Here is an 18,268-nt window from a genome sequence, read left to right on the forward strand (position 1 = left end):
AGCCAGGTCATGATGCCACGCCGTTGCCTCCGCCTCACCGTTGTTTGTTCAGCTGTCCTGTTTGCCTGGAATGCCCAGGCCCAGCAATCCGAAACGCCCGCCGCCACCGACCCTGTCGGCGCGCCGCTGAAGGCTGAAAAGCCCGCCGCGCCCGCCATGCAAACCGTGGAGGTCAAGGGCAGCGGCTACGATCCGCGCCGCGACGATACGGCCAGCAAGATGGTCGTGAGCAGCGAAGAAATCCTCAAGTATGGCGACAGCAATGTCACCGACGTGCTCAAGCGCCTGCCCGGCATTACCGTGTCCGGCGCGGCAGGGCGCACGGGCGGCGAAATCCGCATGCGCGGGCTGGGCAGCGGCTACACGCAGATATTGCTCAATGGCGAGCGGGCGCCGGCCGGTTTTTCGCTCGACACCCTGTCGCCCGACGTCATCGAACGCATCGAGATTTTGCACGCGGCCAGCGCCGAATACAGCACGCAGTCGATTGCCGGCACCATCAACGTGGTGCTGAAAAAGGCCGTCAAAACGGCGCAGCGCGAACTCAAGCTGGGCGTGCAGGGCAGCGACGTGAGTTTTTCGCCCAGCGTGAACCTGCAACTGTCCGACCGCGACGGCAATTTCTCGTATTCGCTGGCCGCTTCGCTGTTCCGCTACGATTATCATTACGATAATCCCGGACTGGAACTGGGCTACGCGCCTGACGGCCGGCAAAACCTGCTGCGCCGCACGAATGGCACGGGCGATGGCCGTCCGGAAGGCATCAATCTGTCGTCGCCGCGCCTGAACTGGGTGCTGGCCAACGGCGACAACGTGACGGCGCAATTCTTTTTCAATGGCGGGCGATCGAACCACCGCAATTTCAGCCGCGCGGAAACAGAATTGGGCTTGCGCCCCGATTACGACACGAATACGGGCAGTTCCAGCAACCACAACGCCTTTGGCCGCAGCGACCTGACGTGGATGCACAAGCTGGCCGGCGGCGCCAAACTGGAACTGAAGATCGGCGCCTCGGCCGCCCGCAATACGTCCGACAGCCTGCAGCAGGGCTTTATCGATGGCAGCGGCCTGGCGCTCGAGCGCAAGGTGGGCGTGAAGGCGACGGAAAACGGCGTCAGTTCCACCGGCAAGTATTCCGCGCCCTTGCTGCCCGGCCATGCCCTGTCGATGGGCTGGGATGGCGCCTACACGGAGCGCGAGGAAACGCGCCGCCAGCGCGAAGCGGCCCTGGGCGTGCGTCCGCTCGTCAACAGCGACGAGGGTTTCGACGCCCATCCAGCGCGCCTGGCCCTGTTCGTGCAGGACGACTGGGAAATCACGCCGCGCTGGTCGATGTATGCGGGCGTGCGCTGGGAAGGCATCGATACGCGCAGCGCGGGCGATACCTATGACGAAGTGAATCAGCGCACCAGCGTGTGGAGCCCGCTGCTGCAAACCCTGTGGAAGTTGCCAGATACCAAGGGCGACCAGGTGCGCCTGGCCCTGACGCGCACCTACAAGGCGCAACCCACGTCGAGCCTGATTCCCCGCCGTAATACCTCGACCAACAACAGCCAGACGGACCCCGACCGCGAAGGCAATCCCTACCTGAAACCGGAGCTGGCGCTGGGCATCGACGCTTCCTACGAGCATTACTGGGCCGAAGGCGCCTTGCTCAGCGCGCGCGCCTCGGCCCGCCGCATCGACGGCTATACGCGCCAGGGCTTGCTGTTTATCAATGACCGCTGGGTATCGACGCCCGTCAACGATGGCCGCGCGAATACGCAGACACTGGAACTGGAAGCGAAGTTCCCGCTGCGCGCCGTGCTGGCCGCGCCCGTGCCGGCCATCGACCTGCGCGCCAGCGTCAGCCGCAACTGGTCGCAAGTGGAGCAGGTGCCGGGGCCAAACAACCGGCTCGACCAGCAAACGCCCGTCAGCGGCAATTTCGGTCTCGACTACAAGACGCCGGACGGCGTCTTGACCACGGGCGGCAGCTTCAATTTCCGCAATGGCGGCCCCGTGCGCATCACCGAGCGCCAGAGCGCCTACACGTCGCCGCGGCGCGACCTCGACATTTATGCGCTGTGGAAATTCGATGCGAAGAACCAGCTGCGCCTGGCCGTGTCCAACTTGCTGGCGCAAGACTTCGAAAACACCACCACGTATGCGGACGCCAACGGCGCCATCGTGCGCAACAGCATTTCGCCGAGTTCGCCGCAGGCGCGCGCAACCCTGGAAATGAAGTTCTGATCGTGCTGTTTTCGCGGTGAAACCCCGGCCGGCATCCCCGCTGGCCTATAATCTCGGCAATTGCGCGCGCGGCCGGCCCGTGCGCGCCGCCTTTTCCTTTGCCAAGATTGCTTTCCCCATGACGTTTTCCTCCCTCGGCCTGATCGATCCCCTGGTCCGCAAACTCGATGAGCTCGGCTATGCCAAGCCCACGCCCGTGCAGGCGCAAGCGATTCCTGCCGTGCTGGCCGGACGCGACCTGATGGCCGCCGCCCAGACGGGCACGGGCAAGACGGCCGGCTTTGCCGTGCCGCTGCTGCAGCGCCTGACCCTGGAAGGCGTGGTGGCGCCCCAGTGCGTGCGCGTGCTGGTGCTGGTGCCCACGCGCGAACTGGCCGAGCAAGTCTATGCCAGCTTCCGCAGCTATGGCGGTAACTTGCCGCTGCGCAGCTTCGTCGCCTATGGCGGCGTGCCCATCGAGCCGCAGATCAGCAAGCTGCGCAAGGGCCTCGACGTGCTGGTGGCCACGCCGGGCCGCTTGCTGGACTTGCAGACGCAAGGCGCCGTCAAGTTCGAGCAAGTGCAAACCTTGGTGCTGGACGAGGCGGACCGCATGCTGGATCTCGGTTTCGAGCGCGAGCTCGATATATTGCTGATGACCATGCCCAAGCAGCGCCAGACCCTGCTGTTTTCGGCCACCTTCTCGGACGCCATCCGCGCCATGGCGAAAACCATGCTGAAAGACCCGATTTCGGTGGAAGTCAGCGCGCGCAACAGCACGGTCAAGGCCGTGAAACAGTCGGTGATCGTGTGCGACAAGAAACGCAAGCCGGAACTGTTCCTGCACTTGCTGAAGAAAAAGCGCTGGGGCCAGGTATTGGTCTTCGTCAAGACGCGCAAGGGCGTCGAGCTGCTGGTGAATACCTTGCTGGAGCAGGGCGTGCGCGCCGATTCGATTCACGGCGACAAGACCCAGCCGAACCGTTTGCGCGCGCTGGCCCGCTTCAAATCTGCCGAGGTGCAAGTGCTGGTGGCTACCGACGTGGCCGCCCGCGGCCTGGATATATCGATCAATTGCCCGTCGTCGTCAATTTCGACTTGCCCACCGTGGCCGAAGACTATATCCACCGCATCGGCCGCACGGGCCGCGCGGGCGCCTCGGGCGAAGCCATTTCCCTCGTCTGCGCCGATGAAGTCGAATTGCTGTCGGCCGTGGAAGCGCTGACGCGGCAAACCCTGAAACGCAACGAGGAGCCCGGTTTCGAGGCCGAGCACCGCGTGCCGGGCACGTCCGCCGGCGGCACCATCCAGAAAAAGGCAGTGAAAGTGCTGGCGCCGAAGGCGGCGGAGCGGGCGAAAAAGCGCCGTTTTTATAAGTAAAGGACGCACAAGGCGCGCAGCACGGATATCGCATTCGTGCCATCATGCGCCATGACCTCGATACCTTTGTTCCCGCTCAATACGGTGCTGTATCCCGATGGCTATCTGCCCCTGCAGATCTTCGAGGTGCGCTACCTGGACATGATACGTCAGTGCATCATGGGCGAGCAGCCGTTCGGCGTGGTTGCAGTTGCTGGACGGCGCCGAAGTGCGCAAGCCGGGCCAGCTGGAAACCCTGGCGCCCGTGGGCACCCTGGCGCGCATCATCGACTGGGCCGCGCCCCTGTCTGGCTTGCTGCAAATCAAATGCATGGGCATGCAGCGCTTCCACATCGTCTCCAGCGAACAGCTGAAAAATGGCTTGTGGATGGCGCAAATTGAAACCTTGCCGCCCGACAAGGCCATTCCCATCCCCCAGGAGCAGCAGAACGTGGCCGACGCGCTCGGTGCCCTGATCCGCACCTTGCAGGAACAAAAGATTCCGCCCGAGCAAATGCCCCTGCAGCCCCCATACCGCCTCGACGAGTGCGGCTGGGTGGCGAACCGCTGGTGCGAGCTGCTGTCGCTGAGCGCCATGCAAAAGCAATTGCTGCTGAGCCAGGACAATCCCGTGCTGCGCCTGGAACTGGTACAGGATATGCTCACGGAAAACGGCTTGCTGGAAGAGTAAAACACGCCAGGCCGCATTTTTTTCTCGCGCTTCCGTTGTGCAATTGCAATTACTATTGAGAAATACTTTACGCTTTGCCGCCGCTGGCATAAGATAATGCCCCTGGGCAAGATTGCCCTGGGCAACATTCAAGAGCAGACGACATGGCAAAAGTAAGCGCGGAACAGATCAATGCGGCAATGGAAGCGATGGCCGGCGAAGGCCAGGCCATCACGGTGCGCGCCTTGCGCGAACGGCTGGGTAACGGGGCCTGCCTGGGCACCATCAGCAAGCTCTTGCAGCGCCGCAAGGCGGGCGCGCAGCGCCAGATCGCTGCGGCCGCCGAGCTGTCGCCCGTGCTGCAGCAAGCCATCCTCGATTATGTAGGACAGGAATTAAGCGCCAGCCACAGCGCGCATGAAGCCGAGATGAACGACAATCAACAGGAATTGATGGACCTGGCCAGCGAAAACGAGCGCCAGCAAGAGTTGCTCGACCTGCAGGCGGGCGAGCTGGAAACCTTGCGCGAGGAACTCGAACGCGAGCGGCAAGTGGCGAACCAGGCTAGAACGGACCTGGCCAAGGCGCAGCTGCGCCTGGAAGGCTTGCCGCGCCTGGAAGAGGCGGCCGAGCAGGCCCGCATGGACCTGGCCAAGGCGCAATTCAAGCTCGAAGGCATCCCACGCCTGGAAGAGGCCGCCGAAGCGGCGCGCGCGGAACTGATCCAGGCCCAGCTGAAGCTGGAAAGCCTGACGCGCGTGGAAACGGAACTGGCCGCCGCGCGCCTGGAACTGGAAGCGGAACGCGAAGAGCTGGGCGAAACGCGCGCCGAGCTGGACGAGGAGCGCACCTTGCGCATCAAAGCGCAGCAGTTTATCGTCGATCCCATCTTCAAAACGCCTGTCTGAGGACGCCCGGCATAAGCTGCTGCGCGTCGGTATAGGAGGCTTGCGATGCTCACCGCACTGCAGTGCGGTTGCGCTTCTCGGCCGCCTCTCCCTTCCGCTCGCGACGCTTTTGCCAGGCGTCGATGCGTCGGGCTGCTGCCTTGGGTTAAACGGCGCACGGAATCGTGATTCAAGGCGCCGCAGAATCCATGCTGGACTTGGGTGTAAGGGCCTGGCATGGAAACGCTGATCGTCATGGGGGCTTCCGTGGGCGGCGTGGCTGCGCTGTCCACCATCTTCGCGGCCTTGCCGGCGAGTTTTCCTGCGGCCATTCTGGCCGTCATGCACGTGGGGGCGCGCAAGAGCGTGCTGCCCGACATTCTCGATAAAGTATCCGCCTTGCCCGTGCGCTTTGCCGCAACGGGCGAAGCCGTGCGCGCCGGCTGCATCCTGCTGGCACCGCCAGACCGGCATATGCTGGTCGCCATCGCGGCGGGCCAGGCGACGGTCGAGCTGACCCGTGGTCCCAGGGAACATTACACGCGTCCCGCCATCGACCCGCTGTTTCGCAGCGCGGCCGCCGTTTTCGGGCCGAAGGTGGCGGGCGTGATCCTCAGCGGCTACCTCGATGATGGCACGGCTGGTTTGCGGGCGATCAAGGCTTGCGGCGGCAAGGCGCTGGTGCAGGAGCCACGGGAGGCGCAAGCGCCATCGATGCCGCAAAGCGCGCTGGCCCATGTGGACGTGGACTGGTGCCTGCCCGTGGCCGGCATCGCTCCCGTCCTGCTGGCGCTGGCCGGCACCGGCCGGGTCGCATTCGCTTAAAATAGCGCACGCCTGGCCGTTGCCGCGCAAGGCATCGATAGCAAAGAAGGTTTATGTCAGTAGAGAAAAATTCATCGGCCCCCGGGCAAATGCCGCCATCCACGGCGCCGCGCGCGCTGCCGCCGCGCCCGCCTGCCGAATTCAGTTCTGCCGCGACAGCTCTTGCGCATAAGCAAGCGCGCGAAGAGAAGGATGCGCAGGTGCGCGGCGTCACTTCCATCGATGCCATGCGCGAGGCCATCAAGCGGGCGGCGCGCGACTTGCCCGCCATCACCGAGGTGCCGCGCCTGGGCATGCTTGGCGCCGCCGCCTTCCGCGCGCGCGCCGCGCAAGGCTTGCCCTTCCTGATGCGCGGGCTGGTGCAGCGCTGGCCCTTGTCGGCATTGGGGCCAGAGGTCTTGCGCGAGCAGTTCAGCCACGTGCCCGTGCGGGCGCGGGTGGGCGACTACATCAACACGGCGTTCGCGGTCGACCGCGCCATGCAGGACATGTCGATGGGGCAATACCTGGATCTGGTGGCAGAGGGCGAGTACGTGCTGCCGCCGTACCTGGGCAACCTGGAATTGCGCGAGCTGAACCGCCTGTGCCACTGGCCCACGTATTTCGACAAGATGGGTCCGCCGCGCTTCTGGGTGGGACCGGCCGGCACGGTGACGCCCCTGCATTGCGATTACGACGACAATATCTTCGCGCAAGTGTGGGGCCGCAAGCGCATCTTCCTGTCGCCGCCGCACCACGATGCCTTCCTGTATCCCAGCGAGGCGAACGCCATCCTGTTCGGCTCGCCGTTCGACCCGGAAGCGCCCGATTTCCAGCGTTTCCCCTTTGGCAAGCCAGGCGACCATGATCGAATGCCTCGTCGAGCCGGGCGACATGCTGTATGTGCCCGCCGGCTGGTATCACCAGGTGCGCGCGCTGACGTTTTCGCTGTCGTCGAACCGCTGGGCCAGGGCCGTGCCGCTGGCGCTGCATGGGGATATGGCGCTGCGGCGTGGCGTGGCGTAATTATTGCTCGATGGGTTTGCCGTCGGCGCGCAGACGCCTGGGGCGCCACTCGCTGAGGATGCCCGCGCAAATGATCAATATGCCCCCCACGATGGCCAGCGCGGGCAGGCGCTCGCCGGCGATGCGGCCGATCACGCCGGCCCACACGGGCTCGCCCGCGTAGATCAGCGTCGCTTTCGTGGCGGAAATGCGCTTTTGCGCCCAGTTCATCACATATTGAATCAGCGCACTGGCGCAGCCCAGGGCCAGCACGCTGAGGATGAAGGTCTTGCCGAGCACCGGCGGCGCTTCGCCCATGACGGGCATAAGCAGCAGGGCGATCAATGACGCCGTGGCCAGCTGCACGATGGTCACGCGCAAGATGTTCAATTGCGGCGAGACGCGGCTGATCAGAATAATTTCCAGGGCGATCGCGATGGCGCCCACGGCTGTCATCAGTTCGCCCTTGCCCAGGCCCATGCTCAGGCCATCCGTGCCCGTGAGCAACAATAATCCCACGAACGCCAGCACCACGGCCGCCCACACGGCAGGGCGGGGCCGCTGCTTGAACACCAGCCATTGCACCAGCGGCACGATGGGCACATAGAAGGCCGTGATGAAGGCCGATTTGCTGCTCGTGATATGCATCAAGCCATAGGTTTGCAGCGCGTAGCCGCCAAAGATGCTCACGCCGATGGCCATGCCCGTCAACAACTCGGCCTTCGTCAACTGGCGCAGCTGGCCCCGGCAAATCAGGGCGCCGATGCTGGCGGCCACGGCAAAGCGGGCGGCAACGAAGGCCAGCGGGCCGCTGACCGTCACGGCATGCTGCACGACGAGAAACGTGCCGCCCCAGATGAAGGTGATGGCGATCAGGGCCAGTTCGGGCAGGCCGAGGGCGGGCGGGGGACTTGCGTGTGTTTTCATGGGAGGCTATGCTATGAGCAAAATATTTCCCATCATCATAGGAGCAATATATTGCGCAGTCAAGCCGAGGCCGGTGGCGTGCTGGCACACCTTTCCACCAATCTGCGGCGCTTGCGCCTCGCTGCCGGCCTCAGCCAGGAAGAGCTGGCGCGCCGGTCCGGCCTGAGCCGGCGCATGGTCAATGGCGTCGAGGCGGGCGGCACCAACATCAGCCTGGCCAACCTCGACCATGTGGCGGCGGCGCTGGGTGTCGCTTTTGTCGACCTGGTGCAGCCGCCGCGGCAACCGCACGACAGCCTGCGCGTGCTGATGTGGCAAAGCGCATCGCAGGCGAGCCAGGCCGTGCTGCTGGGCGCCGCGCCCGCCAGCCGCCAGGTGGAACTGTGGTCGTGGACCCTGGCGCCGGGAGCGCTACGATGCCGAGGCCGATCCGGCGGGCTTCAGCGAAATGCTCTACGTGCTGGAGGGTGAATTGCAGCTGGTGCTGGCGGCGGAAACCAGGCAACTGGCCACGGGCGACTTTTTCGTCTTCAGCAGCGCGCAAGCGTATAGCTATGTGAATGCGGGTGAGTCCACTGTGCGCTTTACGCGCAATGTAGCCAGCTAGGAATCAAGGAGGAATCATGCTGACGTCAACTTTTTACAAGCCAACCTTGCACAACCGTTATATGGGCGCCTTGCTGGGACTTGCCTGCGGCGATGCCGTCGGCACCACCGTGGAATTTTCTCCGCGCGGCAGCTTTGCGCCCGTGACGGGCATGCAGGGCGGCGGACCGTTCGGCCTGCAGCCGGGACAATGGACGGACGATACCTCGATGGCGCTATGCCTGGCCGAGAGCCTGATATCGAAAGGGGCATTCGATCCGGCGGACCAGATGGTACGGTATCTGAACTGGTGGCAATGGGGCTACCTGAGCTCCACCGGCACCTGCTTCGATATCGGTGGCACGGTAAGGAGCGCGCTGGCCAGCTTCCAGGAGACGGGCAATCCCTGGAGCGGCTCCGCCGCGCCTGACACGGCGGGCAATGGTTCGCTCATGCGCCTGGCCCCCGTCGTGCTGTTTGCCTATCCCGATGCCGACGCGGCCCTGGCCTGCGCCGCCGATAGTTCGCGCACCACCCACGCGGCGGCGGAAGCCGTCGAAAGCTGCCAGTTGTTTGCCGCCTTGCTGTGCAGCGCGCTGGCGGGCACGGCAAAAGAAGAGCTGCTGGGCAGCATCGCATACCGGCCTGCCGAACCGAAGCTGGTGGAGCTGGCCAGCGGCAGTTTTCTCGCCAGGACGGAGCAGCAGATACGCGGCACCGGTTATTGCGTGGAATCGCTGGAAGCGGCGCTCTGGTGCTTCTTCCATACCGATTCACTGGAAGCGGCCGTGTTGCGCGCCGTCAACCTGGGCGAGGATGCGGATACGACCGGCGCCATCGTCGGCCAGCTTGCCGGCGCGTATTATGGCGCGCAGGCGATTCCGCCACTGTGGCTGGAAGCGCTGGCCATGCGCGCCGATATCGAAGAGCTGGCGGCCAAATTGTTCGAGCGGACCCGGGACTAGCGCCGGCCGCAGCCCACCAGCAGCAGCATCGGCCGTTCGCGCTCTTCCGCCAGGGCCGGCTGCTGCGCGATCTGCTCGTCAGTGGGGCCCCATTCTTCCACATGTTCCAGCTGGAAACCGGCGCGCAGCAGCGCATTGATGGTCGTGCCCAGGGTGCGGTGCTGCTTGATGACGCCGGGCGCCAGCCAGTCCGACACGCGCGGGCCTTGCTGCTGGTAGCTGTCGACGGGCCAGCGCTTGCGGCCTTGCCCATCCGTCAGCCAGCCGGGCTGGCGCGGCGCCATGAAGATCGGGTGCTCGATGGAAAACACCAGCTTGCCGCCAGGCTTCAAGCCTTCGCGGATGGCGGCCAGCAAGGCGTCGAACCCTTCGACGTAGTGGAAGGCGAGCGAGCTGTAAATCAGATCATGGCTGGCGGGCGGCAAGGCCAGTTGTTCCAGATCAAGCCGCGCATAGCTGACGGCCGCGTGCGTCCCCATGGCATTCGCCTGCGCCAGCATCTTTTCCGACACGTCCACGCCCAGCACCCGCGCCGCGCCCTGTTCTGCCGCCCAGCGGCAAAACCAGCCATAGCCGCAGCCCAGGTCGAGCACGCTTTTTCCCCGCAGCTCAGGCAGCATGGCGCGCAGGGCCGGCCATTCGGGCGCGCTGTCGAGGCCGCCGATGGAGCGCGGCAGCTGGCTGTAGGCCGTGAAAAAGGCGTCGTTATCGTAGATGTTCTGTGTCATGTGTCGAGATCCTTGGCAGGATGGCGTTTGGCGTGGCCGCCCCGCTGCGCCCGGTAAATGCCCGCGTGGCCGGAAAACAGGTAGGCGACGACGCAGGCGATGGCCGCGTACACGCCGATGTCCGCGCCGAACACAGTTCCATGGCCATCAGGGTCGAGGCAATCGGCGTGTTGGCGGCGCCCGCAAACACGGCGACGAAGCCGATGGCGGCCAGCAGGGCGACGGGCTGGTGCAGCAGCGGGCCCAGCGCATTGCCCAGGGTCGCGCCGATGAAGAACAATGGCGTCACTTCGCCGCCCTTGAATCCCGTGCCCAGCGACACAATGGTGAACGCCATCTTGCCCAGAAAATCGTATGCGGGCAGCGGCTGCTGGAGCGCGTCGACGATGGTCGGAATGCCCAGGCCGATATATTTGTCGGTGCCCAGCAGCCATACGGCGAGCGCGACGACGAGGCCGCCTGTCAGCGGACGCAGCGGGGCGTAGGCAATCTTGCGCTTCATCAACCCGCTCAAGCCGTGCGTGGCTTGCGCAAACAGTTTGCCGGTTACGCCGAACAGCACGCCCGCGATCACCATGGCGGATAAGGTCCAGGCGGAGAGGGCGGGAATCAAGGGCACGGCGTAATGCGTATGGCCAATGTGCAAAAACGGCCCCAGCAGCAGGACCACCTGGTCGGCGATGACGGCGGCCAGCAGGCAGGGCAGCATGGCTTCGTAGCGCAGGCGGCCGATGGCCAGCACTTCCAGGCCGAAGATGGCGCCTGCCAGCGGCGTGCCGAAGACGGAGGCAAAGCCGGCGCTGATGCCGGCCATCAGGATGATGCGGCGGTCTTCATTGTTCAAACGAAACAGGCGCGTGAGCTGGTCGGCCAGCGCGCCGCCCATCTGCACGGCCGTGCCTTCGCGTCCGACGGAAGCGCCGAACAGATGCGAGATGACGGTGCCGCCCAGCACCAGCGGCGCCATGCGCAGCGGAATGATTTTTTTCGGATCGTGGATTTCATCGATGAGCAGGTTCGCGCCGCCCTCGACGCTGCTGCCGTAGCGCAAATACAGCCAGCCGACGGCAAAGCCCGCCACGGGCAGCAGCCAGATCAGCCAGGCGTGCGCCAGGCGCGTCGCGGTCGCCCGGTCGAGGGCGTACAGGAAGCCGGCCGAGGCCGACCCCGCCAGCACGGCCACGACAAAGGCCAGCAGCAGCCATTTCAACAGATGCTTGAATAGATCGGTGAGGGCGCTCAGGCGGTGCATCGGGCATCCAGTCAAGGCTGATGGGTGGGAGATTCCTTACAGGCCCAGTTCCGCCACCAGCGCCTGGCCGATGGCCCGCTGTTCGGCCAAAATGGCGCGCAGGTGGTGGGGGCGCGTCTTGACATTCGTCATGACCACGCGCAATACATTCGTGGGGCCAGGGTAGCGCGTCGATTCGAGCACCGTGCGCGAGACAAAGCTGTGGCCTTCGGCCTTTTGCCGGTTTTGCAGCTTGGCGGTCAATGTGTTCAGTTGCTTGTTCAGCTCGGTCGCCGCGTCCACCTGGCCGCCGGCCAGCAAGCTGTCCATGCGCTGGCGCAAGTGCGCGGGCACGTAGCGGTAGGTCAGAATGAAGGTGTCCGAGCGCGTGACGAGCTCGAAATCCTGCTGGTCTGCCAGCAAGTCCTGCAACTGGCCGGACAGGGTGGCCGCCTGCTGCAGCAAGGTCGTGTAGCCAGACACGCCCAGCACCTTGAACGAGGTCCATAGTTTCAAGGCGTCGAAGCGGCGCGAGCCTTCCAGCGAGGTCTGGCCCAGGTCGCCAGAATTGTCACGCAAGATGTAGTTGGCGTTGTGTTTGAGCAAGTTCAGGCTGGCGCCATCCTTGAACAGCACCATGCTTTGCGCCATCGGCACCCACAGCAATTTATGCCCGTCGATGACGACGGAGTCGGCCAGGGCGATGCCGTCGTACAGCGGGCGGTACTGCTCCGCGATTAAGAGGGCGCCGCCCCAGGCCGCATCCACGTGGAACCAGATGTTTTCCCGTGCGGCAATCGCCGCCATGGCGGCCAGCGGGTCGATGGCGCCCGTTTCCGTCGTGCCGGCGATGCCGATCATGGCGACGACCTTGATCTTGCGCAATTTCAAGTCGGCAATCGTCGCTTCCAGCGCGGCGACGTCGATGCGGTTGTCGCGGTCGACTGCCACCAGGTGCAAGGCGTTTTCGCCCAGGCCCAGGGTCGCCAGCGCCTTTTTCACGGAATAATGGCTGCGGGCCGAGCCAATCACGGCCAGCCCGGCGTAGCCTGATTCTTGCATGGCGGCAAACAAACCGCGCTTGCGCGTGCCGGGCAACTGTTTTTCCAGCGCCACGGCCAGGGCCGTCAAGTTGCCCATGGTGCCGCCATTGACGACGTTGCCCAGCGCGCCGCTGGTGGCGGCCATCGCCTGCGTGTAGACGCTGTCGGCCTGCTGGTACACCTGGCGGTGCAGCCAGCCCAGGATTTGCTTTTCGATCAGGGTCGACACATACGCCGTCTCGATCTTGACCTGGTTCTGGTTCAGGGTGGCCGTAAACGCTTCGGCCAGCACGCTGATCCAGGGCAAGGCCTGCGTCATGTGGCCGATGTATTGCGGGTGGTTCAGCTGGGCCGTATTGGCCAGCACACTGGCGTCAAGTTCTTGCAAGAAATCGGCCACGGGCATGCCGTGCGCGGGCGGGCTGATGTCGGACAGCTGCGTCAGCAGTTCCGTGTAGGGCGTGTGCGGATAGGCCGTGTCGCGTTCGGCGGCCAGCCAGCCGCCCAGCATGCGCAGCGCCTGCTGCAGGGGCGCGGGCGAGCGTTGCAGCGCATCGATGGAAAAATGCTGCTGCAGCAGCCGTTCGATAGCGGTATCGGTCATTGCGCGTTTGTCTTCTTCTCTACGGATTGCTGATGCCACGGTGCCAAATGCATTGCGCCCTGGCGAAAGCGGGATTTTACCCGACTCCGCCAAGGCGCATCAGTTTGCTATTGGTAAATGATAATCAGAAGTAATTCAGGCCCAGCGCCGACTTGACTTCATCGGCCGTGCGGGCCGCCACTTCGCGTGCCTTGAAGGTGCCTTCCTTGAGCATCTGGATGACTTGCCCCTTGTCCTTGGCGAACTCTTCGCGGCGGGCGCGGATCGGCGCCAGCAATTCCTGCAAGACCACGTCCAGGCGCTTCTTGACGATGCTGTCGCCCAGGCCGCCGCGCACGTAATGGGCCTTCATTTCGGCCAGCGCCGCTTTTTCCGGGTCGAAGGCGTCCAGGTAAGTAAACGCGATGTTGCCTTCCAGGTGGCCCGGGTCTTCCACGCGCAGGTGCAGCGGGTCCGTGTAGACTTTTTTCACGGCGGCCGTGATTTCAGCCGAGGTCGCGCCCAGGTTGATGGTGTTGCCCAGCGACTTGCTCATCTTCGCCTTGCCGTCGATGCCGGGCAGGCGGCCGATGTCGGGCACCAGCGCCTTGCATTCCATCAATACTTCGCGGTTGTACATGCGGTTGAAGCGGCGCACGATTTCATTCGTTTGCTCGATCATCGGGATCTGGTCTTCGCCCACGGGCACCACGCCCGCCTTGAAGGCCGTGATGTCGGCCGCCTGGCTGGCCGGGTAGGTCAGGAAGCCGGCCGGAATGTCGCGCTCGAAGCCGCGCAGGCGGATTTCTTCCTTGACGGTGGGGTTGCGCTCGAGGCGCGCCACGGTGACGATGTTCAGGTAGTAAAAGGTCAGCTCGGCCAGTTCCGGGATCTGCGACTGGATGAAGACCGTGGTCTTGGTCGGGTCGATGCCGACGGCCAGGTAATCGAGCGCCACTTCGACGACGTTGCGGTGCACCTTGTCGATGTCATCCATATTGTCCGTCAGCGCCTGCGCATCGGCCAGCATGATGAATTGCTTGTAATTGTTCTGATAGGAAACGCGGTCGCGCAGGCTGCCGACAAAGTGGCCCAGGTGCAAGGGGCCGGTGGGGCGGTCGCCCGTCAGGATCACGGATTGCGAAGCGATGGCGGCGGCGGACAGCGGTGCTGCCGGGGTGTTGTCGGTGTCGGGAGAGTTTTGGGTATCGGGGGTGTTAGGCAAGCTCATCAAGTTTCCTTTTGAGCCGCCTGCATCGGGGATGATCCAGGGAGCCTGTTACGCCACCGATCGAGGCGGCGTGGATCAAATTCACATCACTATGGAGTGGCCGCGCGAAAGTGAGCGGGACCACCAATTCAAGCAAGCGCGTTGTGACGGGATAAATTTCATGGCGTTATGGTTGCAGTTCGTGCGCGTTCTGTCAAGTTGCGGCCCCGATTTATCTGCTGCGCCGCGTCAGAGGCTTGCCTTATGCAAAACTTGCTTTCCGAGTACTATTGCCGTTCGGCCACTTTTGCGTGGCATGAATCATTGGAGAACAGTATGCGCGTGTCGTCCCCCGTCCGGCTCACCGGCCTGGCCCTGCTTGTCAGTACCTTGTTCAGCGCTCCCTTGCTGGCGCAAACCCGGCAAACCCCGCAAACGCCGCCGATGACGCCCGATATCGGCGCCAAACTGGTGGTGCCCGATATGAATGATTACGTCAAGCGCGTGGTGATGATCCCCATGCGCGATGGCGTCAAGCTGTACACGGTGATCGTCGTGCCGAAGGGCGCCAGCCGCGCGCCGATCATGCTCACGCGCACGCCCTATAACGCTGCCCGCCGCGCCCAGCGCGCGGCCAGCCCCAGCATGCTGGCCACCTTGCCGCAGGGCGACGATACCCTGGTGGAAAACGGCTACATCCGTGTGTTCCAGGATGTGCGCGGCAAGCATGGCTCGGAAGGCGATTACGTGATGACGCGCCCCGTGCGCGGTCCGCTGAACCATACCAAGGTCGATAATGTCACCGATGCGTGGGACACCATCGATTGGCTGTCGAAGAATATTCCGGAAAGCAATGGCAAGGTGGGCATGCTGGGTTCCTCGTACGAGGGCCATACGGTGCTGATGGCGCTGGTCGACCCGCATCCGGCGCTGAAGGTGGCCATTCCCATGAGCGCCATGGTCGACGGCTGGCGCGGCGACGACTGGTTCCATAACGGCGCCTTCCGCATGCCCAGCTTGTCCTACCTGGCGTGGCAGACGAGCGCGCGCGGCAGTGGCGAGGCGCCCGTGCTGGGCGTCTACGACGATTACGACGCGTATCTGCGCATCGGCTCGGCCGGTGATTTCGCGAAAAAATTCGGCATCGACAAGCTGACGTACACGAAAAAGCTGTTCGAGCATCCGGCCTACGACAGTTACTGGCAGGAACAGGCGCTCGATAAAATCCTGGCCAAGCGTCCGCTGATCGTGCCCACCATGCACGTGGTGGGGCAGTGGGACCAGGAAGACATCTATGGTCCCTACGCCAGCTATACGGCGATGGAAGGGCGCGACAAGCGCAACAACCTCAATTACCTGGCCATCGGCCCGTGGCGTCATAGCGGCGTCAACTATGACGGTTCCAGCCTGGGCGCACTGAAGTTCGACGGCGATACGGCGCGCCAGTTCCGCGAAAAAGTCATGCAGCCATTCCTGAACCAGTACCTGAAGGATGGCGCGCCGGAGGCGAACACGGCGCCCGTCGTGTCCTACCAGAGCGGCACGAACCAGTGGCAGCGTCTGCAGCAGTGGCCGCTGGCTTGCGAGACTTGCGACACCAAGCTGACGCCGATCTACCTGCAGGATGGTTCCAGGCTGGGCTTTGCGGCGCCAGCGGGCGCTGCGGATGCGGCGGAAGGCGCTTTCGACGAATACGTGGCCGATCCCGCCAAGCCCGTGCCTTTCGTGCCCCGTCCCGTGCGCCTCAATGACGCCGACGTGTGGAAGCCATGGCTGGTCAGCGACCAGCGCGGCTATGCGGACCGCACGGACGTGCTCAGCTACGTTTCCGAACCGTTGAAAACGGCCGTGCGCATCGCCGGCGCGCCGATGGTCAACCTGTTCGCGGCCACCAGCGGCACGGATGCCGACTGGGTGGTAAAGCTGATCGACGTGTATCCGGACGAAGTGCCGTCGCAGCCGGCCATGGGCGGCTACCAGCTGGGCGTGGCGATGGATATCTTCCGCGGGCGCTACCGCGACAGCTTCGAGCACCCGACGCCGATTCCGGCGGGCAAAGTGGAGCGTTACCGCTTCGCCTTGCCGAACGCGAATCACGTCTTCCTGCCGGGCCACCGCATCGCCGTGCAAGTACAGTCGAGCTGGTTCCCCCTGTACGACCGCAACCCGCAAAACTACGTGCCGAACATCTTCCTGGCCGACCCGGGCCATTATAGAAAGGCCACGCAGCGCGTGTACCACGCGACAGGGGCGGCCAGCGCCATCGAATTGCCGATCGCGCCGCTGGACGCCCGCTAGGCGATTCGCATCAAGACCGCTCCCGCCGCGATCAGGCCGATGGCCACACAGCGGCGGGGGCTGATTTTTTCGCGCAGGAACAGGGCCGCAATGGCGATGGCGAACAGAATCGACGTCTCGCGCAGGGCCGCGATGGCGGCCACGGGCGCCTGCGTCATGGCCCACAGGGCCAGGCCATATGACGCCAGGGTGCCGAAACCGCCCAGGGCGGCCAGGTGCCATTGCGTTTGCGCATACGCAAACAAATCGGCCGGACGGCGCAAGGCCGTCCACAGCAGCAGTCCGGCGCCGTTCAGCACAAAAATCCACATCGTGTAGGCGGCTGGCGCGCCGGACAGGCGCACGCCCATGCCGTCGATCAGGGTATAGCTGGCGATGACGCAGGCGTTGCCTAGCGCAAAGGCCGTGGCGCGCCCCGTGTTTGTCGCGGCGCCGGCCGCGGCGGGCAGGCGCGCGGCGAAATACAGGCCGAAGATGCCCGCGCTGATGCAGGCGACGGCGCCCATCTGCATGGACGACAGGCGCTCGCCGATCAGCGGCCAGCTGGCCAGCGCCACGAGCAATGGCGCGCTGCCGCGCATCAATGGATAGGCATGGCTCATGTCACCCGCCTTGTAGGCGGCCGCCAGCAGCGAATAATAGGCGAGCTGGGCCACGGCCGAGGCGGCCAGGTAAGGCCAGCTGGCGGGGGCGGGAGCATTGACGAAAGGCAATGCGAGGAGGGAAATCAGCGCCGCGCCCACGGAGACGAGCACGGTCGTGAGAGGTATCCTTGCCCGACTTGACGATGGCGTTCCAGCTGGCGTGCAGCAGGGCGGCAAACAGGACGACGGCGACGACGAGGCCGGACATGCAGGCCTTAGCGCGGGCGTATGCTCAGCGACAACAGTTCCTGGCGGTGATGGCGCTGGAAGCCGTCCATCAGGGAGCCCGAGCGGCCCGCCTTGTCCAGCAGTTCGCGCAGGGTCGCCTGGTCTTCCGCCGTCAGCGACTTGCGCGACAGGTAGACGCCGCTCATGCCCCAAGGCAATTCCGGCAAGGCTTCCAGGCGCAAACGGTCGGCCAGGCCGTACACGCGCGCATCGTTCTGCGCCACGCCGGCGAGGATGGTGGGGGCCATGATGGTGGCGTCGATGAAGCCGCTTTGCATCAAACGCGCCACGGACAGCGCGTCGACTTCGTAGAACAGGCGGCCCTGGCTGCTCAGCTCCTTGGCCAGCGCCTGGTACGGCGCGCCATAGTCGTAGCCGCGCACGAGCGCCACGCGCAATTCGCGCCGCTCGATCAGTTCCTGCATGGTGTTGATGGGCGTGCGCGCGCCCTGTAGCGAGATCAGCAGGGGGCGGCTGCCCAGCATGGGAATGAACAGGCCGTGCTGGTCGCGCCGCGGCGTGCTGCTGGCGGGGATCAGCAGGTCGGCCTTGCCCGTCTCGAACATCGCTTCCAGGCGCGCGCGGGGCACGGCCGTAAAGATGAAATTGCAGCCGAGCTTGGCGCCCATGCTGCGCAGCAAGTCGGGATAGATGCCGCCGATGGTGGCGCCATTGACCACCACGCTGGCGCCGATGGCCGAGACGGGCACCTGGATGTCGCGCGAGCACTGTGCACCCGCCAGCGAGGGCAGCGCCAGCGCCAGCATGGCCACGGTCCGGCGCCAGGCGCTGGAATAAAAGTCAGTCATACCCATCCTTGCTCACCATCGTAGCGCGGGCGTCGGCAACGTCCGCTTGATTATCCCATTCTCGCCTATTTATTTCTCAAA

Annotated in this window: 14 protein-coding genes and 4 pseudogenes; 11 read left to right on the forward strand and 7 right to left on the reverse strand. The window is 64.5% G+C overall.

Going from position 1 to position 18,268, the window contains the following annotated elements:
* Nucleotides 1–9 precede the first annotated feature (9 nt).
* The 7 genes and pseudogenes from ACQVLG_RS20590 (at nt 10) to ACQVLG_RS20620 (ending at nt 6,957) form a co-directional block, all read left to right on the forward strand.
* Complete coding sequence (locus ACQVLG_RS20590; protein ID WP_474290817.1) at nt 10–2,232, forward strand: TonB-dependent receptor plug domain-containing protein; 2,223 nt, start codon at nt 10–12, stop codon at nt 2,230–2,232.
* Nucleotides 2,233–2,350: 118 nt separating this feature from the next.
* Nucleotides 2,351–3,591 (forward strand): annotated as a pseudogene (locus ACQVLG_RS20595) (DEAD/DEAH box helicase).
* Between the two features lie 51 nt (nt 3,592–3,642).
* Nucleotides 3,643–3,744, forward strand: a pseudogene (locus ACQVLG_RS20600) (LON peptidase substrate-binding domain-containing protein); the annotation flags it as partial.
* Nucleotides 3,745–3,781: 37 nt separating this feature from the next.
* Nucleotides 3,782–4,261, forward strand: a complete 480-nt coding sequence (locus tag ACQVLG_RS20605; protein ID WP_474290818.1) for an LON peptidase substrate-binding domain-containing protein — start codon at nt 3,782–3,784, stop codon at nt 4,259–4,261.
* A gap of 143 nt (nt 4,262–4,404) precedes the next feature.
* A complete protein-coding gene (locus ACQVLG_RS20610) occupies nt 4,405–5,148 on the forward strand; it encodes a DNA-binding protein (RefSeq protein WP_046684938.1) in 744 nt (247 codons plus the stop codon).
* Between the two features lie 216 nt (nt 5,149–5,364).
* Complete coding sequence (locus ACQVLG_RS20615; RefSeq protein WP_474290819.1) at nt 5,365–5,952, forward strand: chemotaxis protein CheB; 588 nt, start codon at nt 5,365–5,367, stop codon at nt 5,950–5,952.
* Between the two features lie 53 nt (nt 5,953–6,005).
* Nucleotides 6,006–6,957, forward strand: a pseudogene (locus tag ACQVLG_RS20620) (cupin-like domain-containing protein).
* Here ACQVLG_RS20620 and ACQVLG_RS20625 read toward each other — a convergent pair.
* Nucleotides 6,958–7,863, reverse strand: a complete 906-nt coding sequence (locus tag ACQVLG_RS20625; protein WP_474290820.1) for a DMT family transporter — start codon at nt 7,861–7,863, stop codon at nt 6,958–6,960.
* Between the two features lie 51 nt (nt 7,864–7,914).
* On the opposite strand from ACQVLG_RS20625, the gene ACQVLG_RS20630 reads away from it, so the two are divergent.
* From ACQVLG_RS20630 to ACQVLG_RS20640, 3 genes are read left to right on the forward strand one after another with little or no spacing between them, the layout of a single operon-like run.
* Entirely contained in the window at nt 7,915–8,334 is a 420-nt protein-coding gene (locus ACQVLG_RS20630; protein WP_474290821.1) for a helix-turn-helix domain-containing protein, read from the forward strand.
* A complete protein-coding gene (locus ACQVLG_RS20635) occupies nt 8,312–8,470 on the forward strand; it encodes a cupin domain-containing protein (protein WP_474290822.1) in 159 nt (52 codons plus the stop codon). Before ACQVLG_RS20630 ends, ACQVLG_RS20635 begins: the two co-directional genes overlap by 23 nt.
* A 16-nt stretch (nt 8,471–8,486) precedes the next feature.
* Nucleotides 8,487–9,413 (forward strand): ADP-ribosylglycohydrolase family protein, encoded by a 927-nt coding sequence (locus ACQVLG_RS20640; protein ID WP_230541935.1) that lies wholly within the window; start codon nt 8,487–8,489, stop codon nt 9,411–9,413.
* Here the strand turns inward: ACQVLG_RS20640 and ACQVLG_RS20645 are convergent.
* The 4 genes and pseudogenes from ACQVLG_RS20645 to trpS form a co-directional block, all read right to left on the reverse strand.
* Nucleotides 9,410–10,141 carry a class I SAM-dependent methyltransferase gene (locus ACQVLG_RS20645; protein ID WP_474290823.1) on the reverse strand — a complete coding sequence of 244 codons (732 nt, stop codon included), beginning with the start codon at nt 10,139–10,141 and terminating at the stop codon, nt 9,410–9,412. The two genes, ACQVLG_RS20640 and ACQVLG_RS20645, sit on opposite strands and share 4 nt — an antisense overlap.
* A pseudogene (locus ACQVLG_RS20650) lies at nt 10,138–11,393 on the reverse strand (voltage-gated chloride channel family protein). Before ACQVLG_RS20650 ends, ACQVLG_RS20645 begins: the two are co-directional and overlap by 4 nt.
* A gap of 36 nt (nt 11,394–11,429) precedes the next feature.
* A complete protein-coding gene (locus tag ACQVLG_RS20655; protein ID WP_474290824.1) occupies nt 11,430–13,019 on the reverse strand; it encodes a pyridoxal-dependent decarboxylase in 1,590 nt (529 codons plus the stop codon).
* Between the two features lie 124 nt (nt 13,020–13,143).
* A complete protein-coding gene (gene trpS / locus ACQVLG_RS20660; RefSeq protein WP_474290825.1) occupies nt 13,144–14,229 on the reverse strand; it encodes a tryptophan--tRNA ligase in 1,086 nt (361 codons plus the stop codon).
* Nucleotides 14,230–14,544: 315 nt separating this feature from the next.
* On the opposite strand from trpS, the gene ACQVLG_RS20665 reads away from it, so the two are divergent.
* Nucleotides 14,545–16,506: a CocE/NonD family hydrolase gene (locus ACQVLG_RS20665; RefSeq protein ID WP_474290826.1), complete on the forward strand. Its 1,962-nt coding sequence runs from the start codon at nt 14,545–14,547 to the stop codon at nt 16,504–16,506.
* Here ACQVLG_RS20665 and ACQVLG_RS20670 read toward each other — a convergent pair.
* Both ACQVLG_RS20670 and ACQVLG_RS20675 read right to left on the reverse strand, forming a co-directional pair.
* Nucleotides 16,503–17,261 (reverse strand): EamA family transporter, encoded by a 759-nt coding sequence (locus ACQVLG_RS20670; RefSeq protein WP_474290827.1) that lies wholly within the window; start codon nt 17,259–17,261, stop codon nt 16,503–16,505. The two genes, ACQVLG_RS20665 and ACQVLG_RS20670, sit on opposite strands and share 4 nt — an antisense overlap.
* Before the next feature lie 104 nt (nt 17,262–17,365).
* On the reverse strand, nt 17,366–18,187 hold the full coding sequence (locus ACQVLG_RS20675) for a substrate-binding periplasmic protein (protein ID WP_230541942.1): 822 nt from the start codon (nt 18,185–18,187) through the stop codon (nt 17,366–17,368).
* Nucleotides 18,188–18,268 lie beyond the last annotated feature (81 nt).

The sequence above is a fragment of the Janthinobacterium sp. TPC_1 genome (assembly GCF_056037845.1).